The organism is Klebsiella sp. TF21-TM (genome assembly GCF_019753495.1).
In the GTDB taxonomy this organism is placed as follows: Bacteria; Pseudomonadota; Gammaproteobacteria; order Enterobacterales; family Enterobacteriaceae; genus Klebsiella; species Klebsiella quasipneumoniae.
On the sequence record NZ_JAIJYL010000034.1, the window covers coordinates 1 to 16,835 of the forward strand.

17 protein-coding genes and 1 pseudogene are annotated in these 16,835 nt (G+C 59.6%); 7 read left to right on the forward strand and 11 right to left on the reverse strand.

Features of this window, described 5'->3' with window-relative positions; translation table 11 throughout:
* Positions 1-129: 129 nt before the first annotated feature.
* A pseudogene (locus K5R89_RS23370) lies at positions 130-276 on the reverse strand (hypothetical protein); the annotation flags it as partial.
* A gap of 69 nt (positions 277-345) precedes the next feature.
* On the opposite strand from K5R89_RS23370, the gene nadA reads away from it, so the two are divergent.
* On the forward strand, positions 346-1,389 hold the full coding sequence (nadA, locus tag K5R89_RS23375) for a quinolinate synthase NadA (protein WP_023288879.1): 1,044 nt from the start codon (positions 346-348) through the stop codon (positions 1,387-1,389).
* 35 nt (positions 1,390-1,424) lie between these two features.
* Positions 1,425-2,144: a nicotinamide riboside transporter PnuC gene (gene pnuC, locus K5R89_RS23380; RefSeq protein WP_060589637.1), complete on the forward strand. Its 720-nt coding sequence runs from the start codon at positions 1,425-1,427 to the stop codon at positions 2,142-2,144.
* On the opposite strand, the gene zitB is transcribed toward pnuC, so the two are convergent.
* A complete protein-coding gene (gene zitB / locus K5R89_RS23385; RefSeq protein ID WP_087826912.1) occupies positions 2,141-3,085 on the reverse strand; it encodes a CDF family zinc transporter ZitB in 945 nt (314 codons plus the stop codon). The genes pnuC and zitB overlap by 4 nt on opposite strands.
* Positions 3,086-3,203: 118 nt before the next feature.
* Complete coding sequence (locus K5R89_RS23390; RefSeq protein WP_048297075.1) at positions 3,204-3,587, reverse strand: YbgS-like family protein; 384 nt, start codon at positions 3,585-3,587, stop codon at positions 3,204-3,206.
* 315 nt (positions 3,588-3,902) lie between these two features.
* On the opposite strand from K5R89_RS23390, the gene aroG reads away from it, so the two are divergent.
* Complete coding sequence (gene aroG, locus K5R89_RS23395) at positions 3,903-4,955, forward strand: 3-deoxy-7-phosphoheptulonate synthase AroG (protein WP_023288882.1); 1,053 nt, start codon at positions 3,903-3,905, stop codon at positions 4,953-4,955.
* A 73-nt stretch (positions 4,956-5,028) separates the two neighbouring features.
* On the opposite strand, the gene gpmA is transcribed toward aroG, so the two are convergent.
* The 7 genes from gpmA to modE all read right to left on the reverse strand — a co-directional run bounded on the left by gpmA (position 5,029) and on the right by modE (position 12,871).
* Positions 5,029-5,781, reverse strand: coding sequence for a 2,3-diphosphoglycerate-dependent phosphoglycerate mutase (gene gpmA / locus K5R89_RS23400; RefSeq protein ID WP_002895089.1), 753 nt, complete (start codon positions 5,779-5,781; stop codon positions 5,029-5,031).
* Between the two features lie 291 nt (positions 5,782-6,072).
* Positions 6,073-7,116: a galactose-1-epimerase gene (galM, locus tag K5R89_RS23405; RefSeq protein ID WP_049013646.1), complete on the reverse strand. Its 1,044-nt coding sequence runs from the start codon at positions 7,114-7,116 to the stop codon at positions 6,073-6,075.
* The gene (galK, locus tag K5R89_RS23410) at positions 7,110-8,258 is read right to left on the reverse strand and encodes a galactokinase (RefSeq protein WP_049013647.1); all 1,149 of its coding nucleotides are present in this window, start codon (positions 8,256-8,258) and stop codon (positions 7,110-7,112) included. The genes galM and galK overlap by 7 nt, the downstream gene beginning before the upstream one ends.
* Positions 8,259-8,260: 2 nt before the next feature.
* The gene (gene galT / locus K5R89_RS23415) at positions 8,261-9,307 is read right to left on the reverse strand and encodes a galactose-1-phosphate uridylyltransferase (RefSeq protein WP_023288885.1); all 1,047 of its coding nucleotides are present in this window, start codon (positions 9,305-9,307) and stop codon (positions 8,261-8,263) included.
* A 9-nt stretch (positions 9,308-9,316) separates the two neighbouring features.
* Positions 9,317-10,333, reverse strand: a complete 1,017-nt coding sequence (galE, locus tag K5R89_RS23420) for a UDP-glucose 4-epimerase GalE (RefSeq protein ID WP_023288886.1) — start codon at positions 10,331-10,333, stop codon at positions 9,317-9,319.
* 209 nt (positions 10,334-10,542) lie between these two features.
* Positions 10,543-12,015 (reverse strand): molybdate ABC transporter ATP-binding protein ModF, encoded by a 1,473-nt coding sequence (gene modF, locus K5R89_RS23425; protein ID WP_023288887.1) that lies wholly within the window; start codon positions 12,013-12,015, stop codon positions 10,543-10,545.
* Between the two features lie 67 nt (positions 12,016-12,082).
* The gene (gene modE, locus K5R89_RS23430; RefSeq protein ID WP_004886029.1) at positions 12,083-12,871 is read right to left on the reverse strand and encodes a molybdenum-dependent transcriptional regulator; all 789 of its coding nucleotides are present in this window, start codon (positions 12,869-12,871) and stop codon (positions 12,083-12,085) included.
* Between the two features lie 151 nt (positions 12,872-13,022).
* Here modE and K5R89_RS23435 point away from each other — a divergent pair, with 151 nt between their 5' ends.
* The 4 genes from K5R89_RS23435 (at position 13,023) to modC (ending at position 15,838) form a co-directional block, all read left to right on the forward strand.
* Positions 13,023-13,172 (forward strand): AcrZ family multidrug efflux pump-associated protein, encoded by a 150-nt coding sequence (locus K5R89_RS23435; RefSeq protein ID WP_002895156.1) that lies wholly within the window; start codon positions 13,023-13,025, stop codon positions 13,170-13,172.
* Positions 13,173-13,314: 142 nt separating this feature from the next.
* Complete coding sequence (modA, locus tag K5R89_RS23440) at positions 13,315-14,088, forward strand: molybdate ABC transporter substrate-binding protein (protein WP_044521689.1); 774 nt, start codon at positions 13,315-13,317, stop codon at positions 14,086-14,088.
* Positions 14,088-14,780 (forward strand): molybdate ABC transporter permease subunit, encoded by a 693-nt coding sequence (modB, locus tag K5R89_RS23445; protein ID WP_023288889.1) that lies wholly within the window; start codon positions 14,088-14,090, stop codon positions 14,778-14,780. The genes modA and modB overlap by 1 nt, the downstream gene beginning before the upstream one ends.
* Positions 14,780-15,838, forward strand: coding sequence for a molybdenum ABC transporter ATP-binding protein ModC (gene modC / locus K5R89_RS23450; protein ID WP_044521712.1), 1,059 nt, complete (start codon positions 14,780-14,782; stop codon positions 15,836-15,838). The genes modB and modC overlap by 1 nt, the downstream gene beginning before the upstream one ends.
* Here the strand turns inward: modC and K5R89_RS23455 are convergent, their stop codons facing one another.
* The gene (locus K5R89_RS23455; RefSeq protein WP_044521692.1) at positions 15,839-16,657 is read right to left on the reverse strand and encodes a pyridoxal phosphatase; all 819 of its coding nucleotides are present in this window, start codon (positions 16,655-16,657) and stop codon (positions 15,839-15,841) included.
* Positions 16,658-16,835 lie beyond the last annotated feature (178 nt).

Here is a 16,835-nt window from a genome sequence, read left to right on the forward strand (position 1 = left end):
GAAGGGCGAGGCGAAGCCGAGTCATCCTGCACGACCCACCAATGTAAAAAGGCGCCCTAAAGGCGCCTTTTTGCTATCTGCCCGCCCATCAATTGCCACAATATTGTATTCAGCGCTTTCCCACGCTCGCGCTGCGCTTACCACGCCTGCACAGGGCGCGAACCGGTAGCCCGGACAGCGACGCAGCATCGTCCCCTGGAACAGGCGCTGATGTACAAAATTCATCACGACTTTTGGCGCGTAATCGGCTATCTTGTTTAGCATATAAAACACCATGACCGTATCATGGCGCGGGCAGGCCATACTGACGGTCTTAGAGTTAAGCCAGTAAAACGAGATTGCATGATGAGCGTAATGTTTGATCCTGAAACGGCGATTTATCCCTTCCCACCGAAACCGCAGCCGCTGACCGTCGATGAAAAGCAGTTTTACCGCGAAAAAATCAAGCGTCTGCTGCGCGAGCGCGATGCCGTGATGGTGGCGCATTACTACACCGATCCTGAAATTCAGCAGTTGGCGGAAGAGACCGGCGGCTGTATTGCCGACTCGCTGGAGATGGCGCGCTTTGGCGCCCGCCATTCGGCCTCTACGCTGCTGGTCGCCGGGGTGCGTTTTATGGGGGAAACCGCCAAAATCCTCAGCCCGGAAAAGACCATTCTGATGCCGACCCTGAACGCCGAGTGTTCCCTGGATCTGGGCTGTCCGATTGAGGAGTTCAACGCCTTTTGCGACGCTCATCCTGACCGCACCGTGGTGGTCTATGCCAATACGTCTGCCGCGGTGAAGGCTCGCGCCGACTGGGTGGTGACCTCCAGCATCGCCGTGGAACTCATTGACCACCTGGATAGCCTTGGTCAAAAAATCCTCTGGGCGCCGGACCGCCATCTTGGCCGTTACGTTCAGCGTCAGACCGGCGCAGATGTGCTCTGCTGGCAGGGGGCGTGCATCGTGCACGACGAGTTTAAAACCCAGGCGTTGATGCGGATGAAGGCTCTGCATCCCGAAGCCGCTGTGCTGGTCCATCCCGAGTCGCCGCAGGCGATCGTCGAGATGGCCGATGCCGTAGGCTCCACCAGCCAGCTGATCGCGGCGGCGAAAAGCCTGCCCCAGCGCCAGCTGATCGTGGCGACCGATCGCGGTATCTTTTATAAAATGCAGCAGGCGGTGCCAGAGAAAACGCTGCTGGAAGCGCCCACCGCCGGTGAAGGGGCGACCTGCCGCAGCTGCGCGCATTGTCCGTGGATGGCGATGAACGGCCTGAAAGCCATTGCCGAGGGGCTCGAGCAGGGCGGCGCTGAACATGAAATCCACGTCGACGAAGCGCTGCGGACCGGCGCATTAATTCCCCTTAACCGGATGCTGGATTTTGCGGCTACACTACGGGGATAACCTATTGCCGCGTCATCTGGCGCTGAGAGGATAAAATGGATTTTTTTAGCACGCAGAATATTTTAGTACATATACCCATCGGCGCCGGGGGGTACGATCTCTCCTGGATAGAGGCCGTGGGGACCATCGCCGGGCTGCTGTGTATCTGGCTGGCGAGCCTGGAGAAGATCAGTAACTATGCCTTCGGTCTGGTCAACGTCACGCTGTTCGCCATCATCTTCTTTCAGATCCAACTGTACGCCAGCCTGTTGCTGCAGCTGTTCTTCTTTGCCGCTAACGTTTACGGCTGGTATGCCTGGTCGCGGCAAAGCAGCAACCATGAGGCTGAGCTGCAGATCCGCTGGCTACCGCGCAGTAAAGCCCTGGGCTGGCTGGCGGCCTGCGTGGTGGCGATCGGCTTGCTGACCCTGTTTATCAATCCGTTTTTTGCTTTCCTGACGCGGATCGCGGTCAGCCTGATGCAAGTGCTCGGTTTGCAGGTCACTATGCCGGAACTGCAGCCGGACGCCTTCCCGTTCTGGGACTCCTGTATGACGGTGTTGTCGGTAGTGGCGATGATCTTAATGACCCGCAAATACGTTGAGAACTGGCTGCTGTGGGTCATCGTCAACGTCATCAGCGTGGTGATTTTTGCCCGTCAGGGCGTCTATGCGATGTCGCTGGAATATCTCTTGCTGACGTTCATTGCGCTGAACGGCAGCCGGATGTGGATAAACAGCGCGCGTGAGCGAGGTTCTCACGCGTTTTCTGGCTAATGGTGGTGGTGATGATCGTGCCCGGCGTGCATCGTGTTGAGATGGCACTCCGGGCCGCTGCAGGGCTGGTACTCCATCTGCACCGTGGCATGCTCAATTTCATATTTATGTTCCAGGAAATGCAGGATGCGGTTGAGTAACGCATCATGATCGTGCGGCGGTACAACCTGCACATGCAGCGTCATCACCGGTTTTTCCCCCACCAGCCAGACGTGGACGTGGTGAACATCGCGCACCTCCGGGATAGAACGGCGGATATCCCGCTGCAGGGCCGCCACATCCAGCGAACGCGGCGCGCCTTCCAGCAGCTCATTCAGACTCTCCTTCAGCAGACGCCAGGCGCTACGTAACACCAGGCAGGAAACCAGCACGGAAAGGATCGGGTCGACAGGCGTCCAGCCGGTGGTGAGGATCACCACGGCGGCCACAATCGCGCCAACCGAGCCCAGCAGATCGCCGAGCACGTGTAGCGCCGCGGCGCGCACGTTGAGGTTCCGCTCTTCGCTGCCACGATGCAGGATCCAGAAAGCCAGCACGTTGGCCAGCAGGCCAGCGACCGCAATCACCATCATCGTCACGCCGGCAACCGGCTGCGGGTGCTGGAAGCGCTGAATGGCCTCCCAGACAATCAGCATGGTGATCACCACCAGAGCAATGGCATTGAGAAACGCCGCCAGGGTGGTCAAACGCAGCCAGCCAAAGGTATGGCGGGCATTCGGGGGACGGCTGGCGAAGCGAACCGCCAGCAGCGCAAACAGCAGGGCGGCGGCGTCGGTGAGCATATGGCCGGCATCCGCCAGCAGGGCCAACGAGCCGGAGATCGCGCCGCCGATGGCTTCTACCAGCATAAAACCGGCGGTGACGATGAACGCCCAGAGCAGCCGGCGGGCGTTGCCGTTATCCGGAGCCTGGGCAGGGGAGTGCGAATGCGAGTGCGCCATAGTGTCGTCCCTTGATAGTTATCATTATCACGCTATGACATCATAAACAGAGAACGATAACAAACAGAGAAAAGGCGAGCCCGGCTCGCCTTTTCTCTGTTTGCACTCACCGCATCAATTATTGGGTGGTGCCGTCGGTTTTGCTGTTGTCATGGTTCATGCTGTCGCCGTTGTCCAGCTTCTTACCGGTGTCCGGACAGCGGCCGTCTTTACACATTGAGTTTTTATGGACCTCATCGCTCGACATATTGTCCTGGCTCATCGTCGAGCCGTCAGGATGAAGCATGGTGCCGCCAGTGCCAGAGCCAGAATTGATTTGGCTATTATCGACGTTATTCGGCGCCACGTTTTCACGGGCGTCCGGCGCCACCTGACCGGCATCAGCGGAAGAGTTGGCCTGGCCATTGTTGGACTGGGCGCCGGCGTCTGCCGCCAGGGCCGCGCCGCTGGCAAGACCTAAGGTGGCGGTGAGCAAAAGGGTCGTCAGTTTTTTCATGTTCATCGGATACTCCTGTTGGGTCGGGAAGCGGTAACTACGCCTCCAGCGGTAAGTGTGCCAGGGATCTGACTCGCTATGGTTAAAGACTCCGCAGACGATCGCAGTGTCACTATATAATCCTGAAACGTAAGACTTAATTAGCTTTAACAGTTAAATATTGTAGTTCATGAGTCTGGTTTCGCTACTTTATGGCGTATTTTTGCCTATTTCCAGGATTATTCCATCACTACTGTAAAATCACGTTTACACTATTTCAGCGAAGAGATAGATTGGAGGGATTGCATTTCATTGAATAAGTATGGCAACGCTGGAAAGAAGATGAATTATCAGAACGACGATTTACGCATTAAAGAGATCAACGAATTATTACCTCCCGTTGCGCTCCTGGAAAAATTCCCTGCTACCGAAAATGCTGCAAACACCGTTGCACATGCTCGCAAAGCGATCCACCAGATCCTCAAAGGTGATGATGACCGCCTGCTGGTGGTGATTGGGCCCTGTTCTATTCACGACCCGGCGGCGGCGAAAGAGTACGCTTCCCGTCTGCTGACCCTGCGCGAGGCGCTGAAGGGCGAGCTCGAGATCGTCATGCGCGTCTATTTTGAGAAACCGCGCACCACCGTCGGCTGGAAAGGGCTTATCAACGATCCCCATATGGATAACAGCTTCCGCATCAACGACGGGTTGCGCATTGCGCGCAAGCTTCTGCTGGACATTAACGACAGCGGCCTGCCGGCGGCGGGGGAATTCCTCGATATGATCACCCCGCAGTATGTCGCCGATCTGATGAGCTGGGGCGCCATCGGGGCGCGCACCACCGAATCCCAGGTGCACCGCGAGCTCGCCTCGGGGCTCTCCTGCCCGGTGGGCTTTAAAAACGGTACCGATGGCACCATCAAGGTGGCTATCGACGCGATTAACGCCGCCGGCGCGCCGCACTGTTTCCTGTCGGTCACCAAGTGGGGCCACTCCGCTATCGTCAATACCAGCGGCAACGGCGACTGCCATATTATTCTGCGCGGCGGCAAAGAGCCGAACTACAGCGCGAAGCACGTGGCGGAGGTGAAAATCGGTCTGGCGAAAGCGGGCCTGCCGGCCCAGGTGATGATCGACTTCAGCCACGCCAACTCCAGCAAGCAGTTCAAGAAGCAGATGGAAGTAGGCGCCGACGTATGCCAGCAGATTGCCGGCGGCGAGCGCGCCATTATGGGCGTGATGATTGAAAGCCATCTGGTGGAAGGCAACCAGAGCCTCGAGAGCGGTGAACCGCTGACCTACGGCAAGAGCGTCACCGACGCCTGCATCGGCTGGGAGGATACCGAAGCGATCCTGCGTCAGCTGGCGGAAGCGGTGAAAACCCGCCGCGGCTAAGCTACGTTGCGCTCGCGCAGGTCATAAAAAAAGCGTGGAGATTTCCACGCTTTTTTATTTTCACCGGGGGAAATTACTTCGCTTTACCCTGGTTGGCGACGGCAGCCGCTTTCGCCGCGATCTCTTCCGCATTGCCCAGATAGTAATGTTTGATCGGCTTGAAGTTTTCATCGAACTCATACACCAGCGGTACGCCGGTCGGGATGTTCAGTTCGAGGATCTCGTCTTCGCCCATGTTGTCGAGGTATTTAACCAGCGCGCGCAGGGAGTTACCGTGAGCGGCGATGATCACGCGCTCACCGCTTTTCAGGCGCGGCAGAATGGTTTCGTTCCAGTAAGGCACGACGCGGTCGATGGTCAGCGCCAGGCTTTCAGTGGTCGGCAGTTCCGCGTCGGTCAGTTTTGCATAGCGCGGATCGTGGCCCGGGTAGCGCTCGTCGTCTTTGGTCAGCTCCGGCGGAGTAACGGCGAAGCCGCGACGCCACTGTTTAACCTGCTCGTCACCGTATTTCTCAGCAGTTTCCGCTTTGTTCAGGCCCTGCAGCGCGCCGTAATGACGCTCGTTCAGCTTCCAGGATTTCTCAACCGGCAGCCAGGCCTGATCCAGTTCGTCCAGCACGTTCCACAGGGTGTGGATGGCACGTTTCAGCACGGAGGTATAAGCAAAATCAAAGCTGAAGCCTTCAGCCTTCAGCAGTTTACCTGCTGCTTTCGCTTCGCTAACGCCTTTCTCGGACAGATCAACGTCGTACCAACCGGTGAAGCGGTTTTCGTTGTTCCACTGGCTTTCGCCATGACGAACCAGTACCAGCTTAGTTACAGCCATTCTCTTACTCCTCTCTACACGCCATCCCTCGCGCCGCGAACGGTGCGCTGAATATGTTGGTGTATGTGTTATTGATTGATAACTATTCTCATTATATTGCCGTGATTTGGCTCACGGCAATGCTTATCCCTAACCATAGCGAAAATAGTGGCTCAGTGTAAGGTGCTTGTAAAACACAGGTTATTTTTTTGTCCTTTGATGATGGAAAATAGAGCAGGATGCTGAAAAAAGAGGCAGGAGAGAAGAGGGCGGGGACGAAACTCAGCGCCCCCCGGCGGAGGGCGCTGGCGATTAGCGGGCAATAAACTGATATTCCGTCAGGCTGACGTACTCCTGGCCTGGACGTAACACACAGTCCGGCTGCGGCCATTCCGGATGATTCGGCGAATCCGGCAGGAATTCGCTCTCCAGCGCCAGCCCCTGCCAGTCGGCGTAGGGTTCCGTCGTCTGCGACGGGGTGCCGCCGAGATAGTTGCCGGAATAAAACTGTAGCGCCGGAGCGGAGGTATAGACCGTCATCTGCAGCTTACCGTCCTGCGACCAGACCTGCGCCGCAGGTTGACTGGCGTCGCCTCTGGCGTCCAGCAGGAAGGCATGGTCATAACCCTTCACCTTTTGCTGATCGGCATCCGCGAGGAAGTCGGCGGCGATGGTTTTCGGCTGGCGGAAATCAAAGCTGGTGCCGGCGACGTCTTTGAGTCCGCCGCCCGGGATACCATCGCTTTCCACCGGCAAATAGCGATGGGCGAGGATCTGCAGCTGGTGCTGGCGCACGTCGCCCTGGTCACCGTCGAGGTTGAAATAGACGTGATTGGTCATGTTCACCGGGCAGGGTTGGTCCACGGTGGCGCGATAGGTAATCGCGATGCGGTTATCGTCGGTCAGACGATAGTGCGCGGTGGCCTGCAGAGTGCCCGGAAAGCCTTGATCGCCATCGGGCGAGGTCAGGGCGAACAGCGCTTCCTGCTCGTCAGCGCGGACGATGCGCCAGCGGCGTTTATCAAAACCTTCCGGGCCGCCGTGAAGCTGGTGGCCCGCGTCGTTTGACGGCGTGACGGTGACGAGCTGGCCGTCAAGCGGGAAGCGGCTATTGCCGATACGGTTGGCGTAGCGGCCTACCGAGGCGCCAAGAAACGCGGCCTGGCGGGCATAGTCTTCCAGCTTTGCGCAGCCCAGCAGCGGATGGCGCACGCTGCCATCGGCCAGCGGCACCTCGGCGCTGAGCAGCGTCGCGCCCCAGTCCGCCACGGTGACGGTCATCCCCGCCTTATTGCGCAGGGTTACCTGCTGCCATGGCTGGCCGTCCGGCGCCAGCGCGGTAGTTTGCGTTACCATTGACCAGCCCCCTGTGACGGTTTGCAGACATAAAACGTCTCTTTAATTCCGGTTTTCGCTTCATACTCGTTGGCAACGGCCTGCTGAACGGTATCGACCAGATCTTCCGGGACCAGCGCTACCACACAGCCGCCAAAACCGCCGCCGGTCATGCGCACGCCGCCCTTATCGCCGATTGTCGCATTGACGATCTCCACCAGGGTGTCGATCTGCGGGACGGTGATCTCGAAATCATCGCGCATCGAAGCGTGGGATTCGGCCATCAGCTCGCCCATCCGCTTCAGGTCGCCTTTTTCAAGGGCGCTGGCGGCTTCCACGGTGCGGGCATTCTCCGTCAGCACATGACGTACCCGCTTCGCCACCACCGGATCCAGCTCATGGGCGACAGCGTTGAATTGCTCAAGGGTGACATCGCGCAGAGCGGGCTGCTGGAAGAAGCGCGCGCCGGTCTCGCACTGTTCACGACGGGTGTTGTACTCGCTGCCGACGAGGGTGCGCTTAAAGTTGCTGTTGATGATCACCACCGCCACGCCTTTCGGCATCGAGACGGCTTTGGTGCCCAGCGAGCGGCAGTCGATCAGCAGCGCATGGTCTTTTTTGCCCAGCGCCGAAATCAGCTGATCCATGATCCCGCAGTTGCAGCCGACGAACTGATTTTCCGCCTCCTGGCCGTTGAGGGCGATTTGCGCGCCATCCAGCGGCAGATGGTAGAGCTGCTGGAACACGGTGCCGACGGCGACCTCCAGCGAGGCTGAGGAGCTTAAGCCTGCGCCCTGCGGCACATTGCCGCTGATCACCAGATCTGCGCCGCCGAAGTGGCTGTTCCGCTGTTGCAGATGCTTCACCACGCCGCGGACATAGTTCGACCACTGCTGGGTGTCGTGGCTGAGAATCGGCGCGTCGAGAGAGAATTCGTCGGTCTGATTGTCGTAATCGGCGGCAATCACCCGCACGGTACGATCGTCGCGCGGCGCACAGCTGATCACCGTCTGGTAGTCGATGGCGCAGGGCAGCACAAAGCCGTCGTTGTAATCGGTATGCTCGCCGATCAGGTTGACGCGGCCTGGCGCCTGAATGACATGGCTGGCCGGGTAGCCGAAGGCCTCAGCAAACAGGGTTTGGGTTTTCTCTTTCAGACTCATCATTACACTCCGGATTCACGAAAATGGACGTCGCTGACGGCGCGCAGTCGTTCGGCAGCTTGCTCGGCGGTGAGATCGCGCTGCGTTTCGGCCAGCATTTCGTAGCCAACCATAAACTTGCGGACCGTCGCGGAGCGCAGCAGCGGCGGATAAAAGTGGGCGTGAAGCTGCCAGTGGTTATGGTCTTCATCGTTGAACGGCGCGCCGTGCCAGCCCATGGAGTAGGGGAATGAGCACTGGAACAGGTTGTCGTAACGGCTGGTCAGCTTTTTCAACGCCAGCGCCAGATCGCTGCGCTGGGCGTCGCTTAAATCGGTAATACGCTGCACGGGCGCTTTCGGCAGCAGCAGCGTTTCGAACGGCCACGCGGCCCAGTAGGGCACGACCGCCAGCCAGTGATCGGTGTCGATCACCGTGCGGCTGCCGTCGGCCAGTTCGCGCCGGGCGTAGTCCAGCAGCATCGGCTGGCCCTGGCTGGCGTAATACGCTTTCTGCAGACGGTCTTCCCGTTCCGCTTCATTAGGCAGGAAGCTGTTGGCCCATACCTGACCGTGCGGGTGTGGGTTGGAGCAGCCCATCGCTGCTCCTTTGTTTTCAAAGACCTGCACCCACGGGTAGCTTTTCCCGAGGTCCGCGGTCTGTTCCTGCCACGCTTTAACCACGCCTTCCAGCGCTTCAAGGCTCAGTTCCGGCAGCGTTTTGCTGTGGTCTGGCGAGAAGCAGATCACCCGACTGGTGCCGCGCGCGCTCTGGCAGCGCATCAGCGGATCGTCACTCTCCGGGGCATCCGGCGTGTCGGTCATCAGGGCCGCAAAGTCGTTGGTAAACACGTAGGTGCCGGTGTAATTCGGATTCGTGTCGCCGGTGACCCGGGTGTTGCCCGGGCACAGGAAACAGTCCGGATCGTGGGCCGGCAAGGTCTGTTTTGCCGGTGTCTCCTGCGCTCCCTGCCAGGGGCGCTTGGCGCGATGCGGAGAAACCAGAATCCACTGCCCGGTTAACGGGTTATAACGACGATGCGGATGGTCAACGGGGTTAAATACGCTCATGAAGGTTCCTTAGTCTGGATAACCCTGCGGATGGCGGGACTGCCAGTTCCAGGTGTCCTGCGCCATTTCGTCCAGGTTGCGCGTCACGCGCCAGTTCAGCTCGCGGTCGGCCTTGGCGGCATCCGCCCAGTAGGCCGGGAGGTCGCCATCGCGGCGCGGCGCGAAATGGTAGTTAATCGGTTTGCCGCAGGCCTTGCTGAAAGCATTGACCACGTCGAGCACGCTGCTGCCGACGCCGGCGCCAAGGTTGTAGATATGGACCCCGGCTTTGTCAGCCAGTTTTTCCATGGCCGCGACGTGGCCGTCGGCAAGGTCCATCACGTGGATATAATCGCGCACGCCGGTGCCATCTTCGGTCGGGTAGTCGTTACCAAACACGGCCAGCGATTCGCGACGGCCAACGGCGACCTGGGCGATGTAGGGCATCAGGTTATTCGGGATCCCCTGCGGGTCTTCGCCCATGTCGCCCGACGGGTGGGCGCCGACCGGGTTGAAGTAGCGCAGCAGCGCAATGCTCCACTCCGGCTGCGCTTTTTGCAGGTCGGTCAGGATCTGCTCCACCATCAGTTTGCTTTTACCGTAGGGGCTTTGCGGGGTGCCGGTCGGGAAGCTTTCGACATACGGGATTTTCGGCTGGTCGCCGTAGACGGTGGCGGAGGAGCTAAAGATGAAGTTCTTCACGCCCGCGGCGCGCATGGCGGAGACTAATTTCAGTGTGCCGGTGACGTTATTGTCGTAATATTCCAGCGGCTTGGCGACGGACTCCCCGACGGCTTTCAGCCCGGCGAAGTGGATCACCGCTTCAATGGCGTGATCGTGGAGGATCTCGGTCATCAGCGCTTCGTTACGAATATCGCCTTCAATAAAGGTGGCTTCTTTGCCGCCGAGACGCTCAATCACCGGCAGTACGCTGCGCTTGCTGTTGCAGAGATTGTCGAGGATCACCACCTCATGCCCCTGCAGCAGCAGTTGAACGCAGGTATGACTTCCAATGTAACCGCTACCACCTGTAACCAGAACTTTCATGATTCGCTCCATTCGGCTTATCGTGTATGAGGAAGATAGCATATCAAAGAAGTGAAAAGTGTGACACAGAACAAGTTAGTGGAATCGTTTACACTCAAGAGTGAAACGGCATCGTTTAAAATATTTTGTTTAAAATACATCTGGTTAGGTGAGTAAGGCGCTATTTTTCTGAAAAATACCAGGGATCTTGCGATCCCCGGCAGGGGGCGTCAGGCCACGGGGCCGAGCTGATAAGTGTAACCGTCTCCACTAGGAACGAACGCCAGGCGATGGGTAATACAGTCCGGGGCATCTTCCGCATGGTGCGAGACAAACAGCAGCTGCGTGGCGCCTTCGCCAATCAGGACATCGACGAAGCGGCGCACCAGCTGGCGATTGAGGGGATCCAGCCCCTGCAGCGGTTCATCAAGGATCAGCAGGGTGGGATGCTTCACCAGCGCGCGGACGATAAGCGCCAGCCGCTGCTGGCCCCACGACAGGCTGTGAAACGGCGCGTCGGCGGTGCGCTTATCGATGCCGAGAATATCCAGCCATTGCTGCACCAGCTTATGCTGTTTATCCGACACCGCCTGATAAATGCCGATCGAGTCAAAATAGCCCGACAGAATCACGTTGCGGACGTTGGTGCTGACCCGGTAGTCCAGATGCAGGCTGCTGCTGACGTAGCCGATATGCTTTTTAATATCCCAGATGGTCTCACCGCTGCCGCGCCGACGGCCAAAGAGGGTGAGATCGTTGCTGTAGCCTTGAGGGTGATCGCCGGTGATAAGGCTTAAGAGGGTGGATTTACCCGCGCCGTTGGGGCCGACGATCTGCCAGTGTTCGCCAGGGTTCACGGTCCAGGAGAGGTGGTTGATGACCGGGCGATCGTTGTAGGAGACCACCCCGTCATTGAGGACGATACGCGGCGCCGTCTCCGTCAGCGTATGGCGGGCCGGTGGGGCATCCGGCTCCGGGAGGGTGATACCGTCCAGTTTTTCACTGTGCGCCAGCTGGGCGACCAGCGCCTGCTGCAGCAGAGCGTGCTTCTCGCCGGTCTCGCTGAGGAGGCAGTCAGCCAGCACGCCGGCGTATTGCACAAAGTCCGGGATCTCATCGAAACGGTTGAGCACCAGCACCAGGGTGATGCCGGCGCGATGCAGGTCGGCCAGCAGGGCGGCCAGCTGCTGGCGGGAGTTGACGTCGAGGCCGTCGAACGGCTCGTCGAGGATCAGCAGTTGCGGATCGCTCATCAGGGCCTGGCACAGCAGGGTCTTACGCGTTTCGCCAGTGGACAGATACTTAAAGCGGCGGTCCAACAGGGCGCTGATGGCAAACTGTTCGGCAAGCTGCGCGCAGCGGGCCGGATCTTTCACCTCATCCTGAATAATCTCCGCGGTAGTGCGTCCGGTATCTTCTTCTCCGGGGCTGAGCAGGTCGGTGTTATTGCGCTGCCACTCGTCGCTGACCAGCTTCTGCAGCTGTTCGAAGGAGAGGCGGGTTACGCGGGAGAAGAGGCTTTCGCGCTGGCCGCTGAGCAGGGTCAGGTCGCCGGCCAGGGCCCGCGCGAGGGCGGATTTGCCGCTGCCGTTGCTGCCGACGAACGCCCAGCTTTCACCCGCCGCCACGCTCAGGTGGTCTATTTTTAAGGTTTTTGTATCGCTCAGGCGAAACGTGCCTTGCGAAATTTGCAATGATGACATGATGTATCCCATTTTTTGCAGCGATGTGCATCAGGGATACGACTTCAGGCGCGCAATGTCAATGGGGTCAGCATAACGTAGCGAGAATGATGCGATCGGCGTTGAAGTAAGCGATCGCCTCCGTCCCTTCGGTCAGGCCAGAGGTCTGGGCCTGCGGCAGGGTGGCGCACAGGGTCTGGCCGTCCGCAAGGGTCATCAGCACTTCGCACTGCCCGGAGCCGCATTCGATATGGCTGATGCGACCCGACAGCTGGTTCTCGGCCTGGCGGGCCACCGCCGGGTCGAGGGTGATGCCAACCCAGGGCGCTTTCAACAGGACCAGCACCTCCTGGCCCTCATCGAGCCCCAGCTTTTCAGCGCTTTGGGCGGTAATGGCGACGTTCAGGCGGGTCTGCCCGTCGGCCAGCAGCACCTCGACGTGCTGCTGCACCTGCTGGCGATCGCGGCCGGTGATAGTGCCGAACCACTGGTTGCGGGCGCTGGTCTGCAGGGAAAAGCGCGAGATGGCCGCCAGCAGGCTGTCCAGCGGCAGGGCGTCGTCATCGCTGAGCACATCAAACGCTTTCTGCTGGATCTGCGCCAGCAGATCGTACAGTTGGATCAGACGCTGCCCGTAGCGGGTCAGCACCGCGCCGCCGCCGCCTTTGCCGCCGGTGGCGCGATCCACCAGCGGCTGTTCGCTGAGCTGGTTCATCTCGTTGATGGCATCCCACGCGCTTTTATAGCTGATACCCGCGTGCTTCGCCCCCTGGCTTATCGAACCGGTCTGGTCAATCTGTTTGAGCAGGGCGATCCGCCGGGGGTCGGCAAACAGGCGCTGCTGAAGCTTAAGGGTGAGAAGAATTTCGGCCTGCATAATCGTTTCCTGACAAAAAGCGTATTGTGACCGATAGTCACCCCGTTGCAAAACCTCTCTGCGCGGTTTGTCATTAACCACCGCACAAATGGGGCGTGTTTTTTCGGCTGAAACCGTTACAATCAGGGAATCATACTATCTGGAGTGAACCATGTTAGAGCTTTTGAAAAGTCTGGTTTTTGCGGTCATCATGGTACCGGTGGTGATGGCGGTCATCCTGGGATTGATTTACGGTCTTGGCGAAGTGTTCAACCTCTTCTCCGGCGTCGGCCACAAAGATCGCAGCCAGCAAAATCATTGATTTCCCGGCGCCCGGTTTAACCGGGCGCTGTGCTATTTCCCTCCTGTATCATTTCCCTTCATTTTATTGTCCTGCGTCACTATAAAAACGCTTCGCATATCGTTATATTGTCGAGTACATAACGCATTGACAGGAGATTCAGATGACAGGTTCTTGGTTACGCGGGGTGGTCGGGGTATCGCTCACGCTGTGCGTCGCGGGTCAGGCGCTGGCGGCAGAAGGGAAAGTGACCGTTTTCGCGGCCGCGTCGTTAACTAACGCGATGCAGGATATCGCCCAGGCGTATAAGAAAGCGAAAAACGTCGAGGTCGTCTCGTCGTTTGCCTCGTCGTCGACGCTGGCGCGGCAGATTGAAGCAGGCGCCCCGGCGGACCTGTTTATCTCCGCCGATCAAAAGTGGATGGATTACGCGGCAGACAAAAAGGCCATCGATCCGGCGACCCGCGCCACCCTGCTTGGCAACAGCCTGGTGGTGGTGGCGCCGAAAGCCAGCGCGCAGGGGGCGATAACCATTAATGAGAAAACCGACTGGACCAGCCTGCTGAAAGGGGGCCGTCTGGCGGTGGGCGATCCGCAGCACGTTCCGGCAGGTATCTACGCCAAAGAAGCGCTGCAGAAACTGGGCGCCTGGGAGACCCTGTCGCCGAAGCTCGCCCCGGCGGAAGACGTGCGCGGCGCGCTGGCGCTGGTGGAGCGTAGCGAAGCGCCGCTGGGCATCGTCTACGGATCGGATGCCGTGGCCAGCAAAGGGGTGAAAGTGGTTGGCACTTTCCCTGAGGCGTCGCATCAGAAAGTCGAGTACCCGCTGGCGATTGTCGATGGCCACCGCAATGCAGCCGTGAGCGCTTTCTATGACTACCTGAAAGGGCCGGAAGCGTCGGCGATTTTTCAACGTTACGGATTTACCACCCGCTGATGTTTCTGAGCGAACCCGAATGGCAGGCGGTGCTGCTGAGCCTGAAAGTCTCCTCCCTGGCGGTGGCCCTGAGCCTGCCCTTTGGCATCTTTTTTTCCTGGCTGCTGGTCCGCCGCACCTTCCCCGGCAAGGCGCTGCTCGACAGCCTTCTCCATCTGCCGCTGGTGCTGCCGCCGGTGGTGGTGGGGTATCTGCTGCTGGTGGCCATGGGGCGGCGCGGGTTTATTGGCAGCTGGCTGTATGACTGGTTCGGCATCAGCTTTGCCTTCAGCTGGCGCGGGGCGGTGCTGGCGGCGGCGGTGATGTCTTTCCCGCTGATGGTGCGCGCCATCCGCCTGGCGCTTGAGGGGGTGGACATCAAACTGGAGCAGGCGGCGAGAACCCTCGGGGCCAGCCGCTGGCGGGTATTTTTCACCATTACGCTGCCGCTGACTCTGCCGGGAATTATTGTCGGCACGGTGCTGGCCTTCGCCCGCTCGTTAGGGGAGTTTGGCGCGACCATCACGTTCGTCTCCAATATTCCCGGTGAAACGCGCACCCTGCCTTCGGCGATGTACACCTTGATCCAGACCCCGGGCGGGGAGGGGGCGGCGGCCCGCCTCTGCCTCATTGCTATCGGCCTGGCGCTGGTCTCGCTCTTGATTTCAGAATGGCTGGCCCGCGTGAGCCGCCAGCGAATGGGAGGATCATGATGCTCGAGCTGGACTTTACCCAGACCCTCGGCAGCCACTGTCTGCAGATCCGTGAAACGCTGCCCAGCAGCGGGATCACCGCCATCTTTGGCGTCTCAGGCGCCGGGAAAACGTCGTTGATCAACGCTATCAGCGGCCTGACCCGGCCGCAGGCGGGACGGATCGTCCTCAACGGCAGGGTGCTGAACGACACCGCGCAGCGTATCTGCCTGGCGCCGGAGCAGCGGCGGATCGGCTATGTATTTCAGGATGCGCGCCTGTTTCCCCACTATAAAGTGCGCGGCAATCTGCAGTACGGAATGGCGAAATCCATGGTCAGCCAGTTCGATAAGCTGGTGGAACTGCTGGGAATTGCGCCTTTGCTGGATCGGCTGCCGGGCCGGTTATCCGGCGGCGAAAAGCAGCGCGTGGCCATCGGCCGCGCCCTGCTGACCGCGCCGGAGCTGCTGCTGCTGGACGAGCCGCTGGCCTCGCTGGATATTCCGCGCAAACGCGAACTGTTGCCCTATCTGCAGCGGCTGGCGCAGGAGATCCATATTCCGATGCTCTACGTCAGCCACTCGCTGGACGAGATCCAGCATCTGGCCGATCGCGTGCTGGTGCTGGAGGCCGGTAAGGTGAAGGCTTTCGGTCCGCTGGAGGAGGTCTGGAGCAGCAGCGTGATGCACCCCTGGCTGCCGGCGGAACAGCAGAGTACGATCCTCAGCGCCACCGTCGCCGCGCAGCATCCGCAGTACGCGATGACCGCGCTGACGCTGGGGGATCAAATGCTGTGGGTTAACCGGCTCGATCGTCCCGCCGGGGAGAGCGCGCGGATCCGCATCCAGGCGTCGGACGTCTCGCTGGTGCTGGCCCAGCCGTCCGCAACCAGCATCCGCAATATCTTACGCGCCGAGGTGGTTCAGTGTCTGGAGGTCAACGGGCAGATTGAGGTTCAGCTCAGGGTGAGCGGCCATCCGCTGTGGGCTCGAATCAGCCCGTGGGCGCGGGATGACCTGGCGATAGCGCCAGGCCAGCAGGTATTTGCCCAGATCAAAAGCGTGTCGATTGCCGCCTGATCACAGCAGCTGACGGTAGATAAACTCGGCGATGCTGGCGGACTCATTGTCGCCGATGACTACGTTGGCGCGGGCTTTGACGTCGTCCACCGCATTACCCATCGCCACCCCGGTGCCTGCCGCTTCCAGCATACTCAGATCGTTGTAGTTATCGCCGAAGGCCACCACATTCTGCATCGACAGCCCCTGGTCAGCGACCCACTGCGCCAGGCGTTTGCCTTTGCTGTTGCCGGCGCGAGCGATATCCACCTGGTCGTGCCACGACCATTCGCACTCGAGGCCCAGCGTCTCGCCGACCTCCTGCGCAAAGCGCTGCAGACGGGGTATGTCGTCGTCGGTGAGGGCGAATTTCCATACCGCCTTGACCTCGCGGACCGCCTGCGCCAGCGAGTCGACCTGGCTGAAGACCGGGCGCTGATCCTCCGGTAACGCCTGCGCCCAGTTGCGGGTGCGGATCACATGCCCGGTGGGCTGTTCGTAAAGCATCGCGTCATCCACATAGGCCAGGCCGTGGATCTGCTGTTCGGCGAGCATGGCGGTGAGGCTTACCGCGTGTTCCACCGACATAGGATCGGCCGCCAAAACCTTTTTTGCGTGATAATCATACAAATAAGTGCCATTACAACAAATTGCAGGTGTATCGAGAGCCAGTGCCTGATAAAAAGGATGAATAGCGACGTGATGACGTCCGGTAACGACGATCACCTGGTAGCCCGCCTCTCTGGCGCGGGCCAGCGCTTCCAGCGAAGCGGGCAGGATGGTTTTTTTGCTGGTGAGCAGGGTGCCGTCTAAATCCAGGGCAATCACGCGTGTTGTCATGTGTTATTTCCGGTTGATGTTGAAAAGTGACCTGGCCATGATGGTACACCGCCGTGGCGTCAGGACCAATTTTTCCACATCTGCCGTGAATGTCTGTATGCCCTTTGTGCCGCCGTCCGTCGGTAATTCGGCGGGCGATGCGAGTATCATGGGCGGATGTCTTATAATTTTCAGGGTG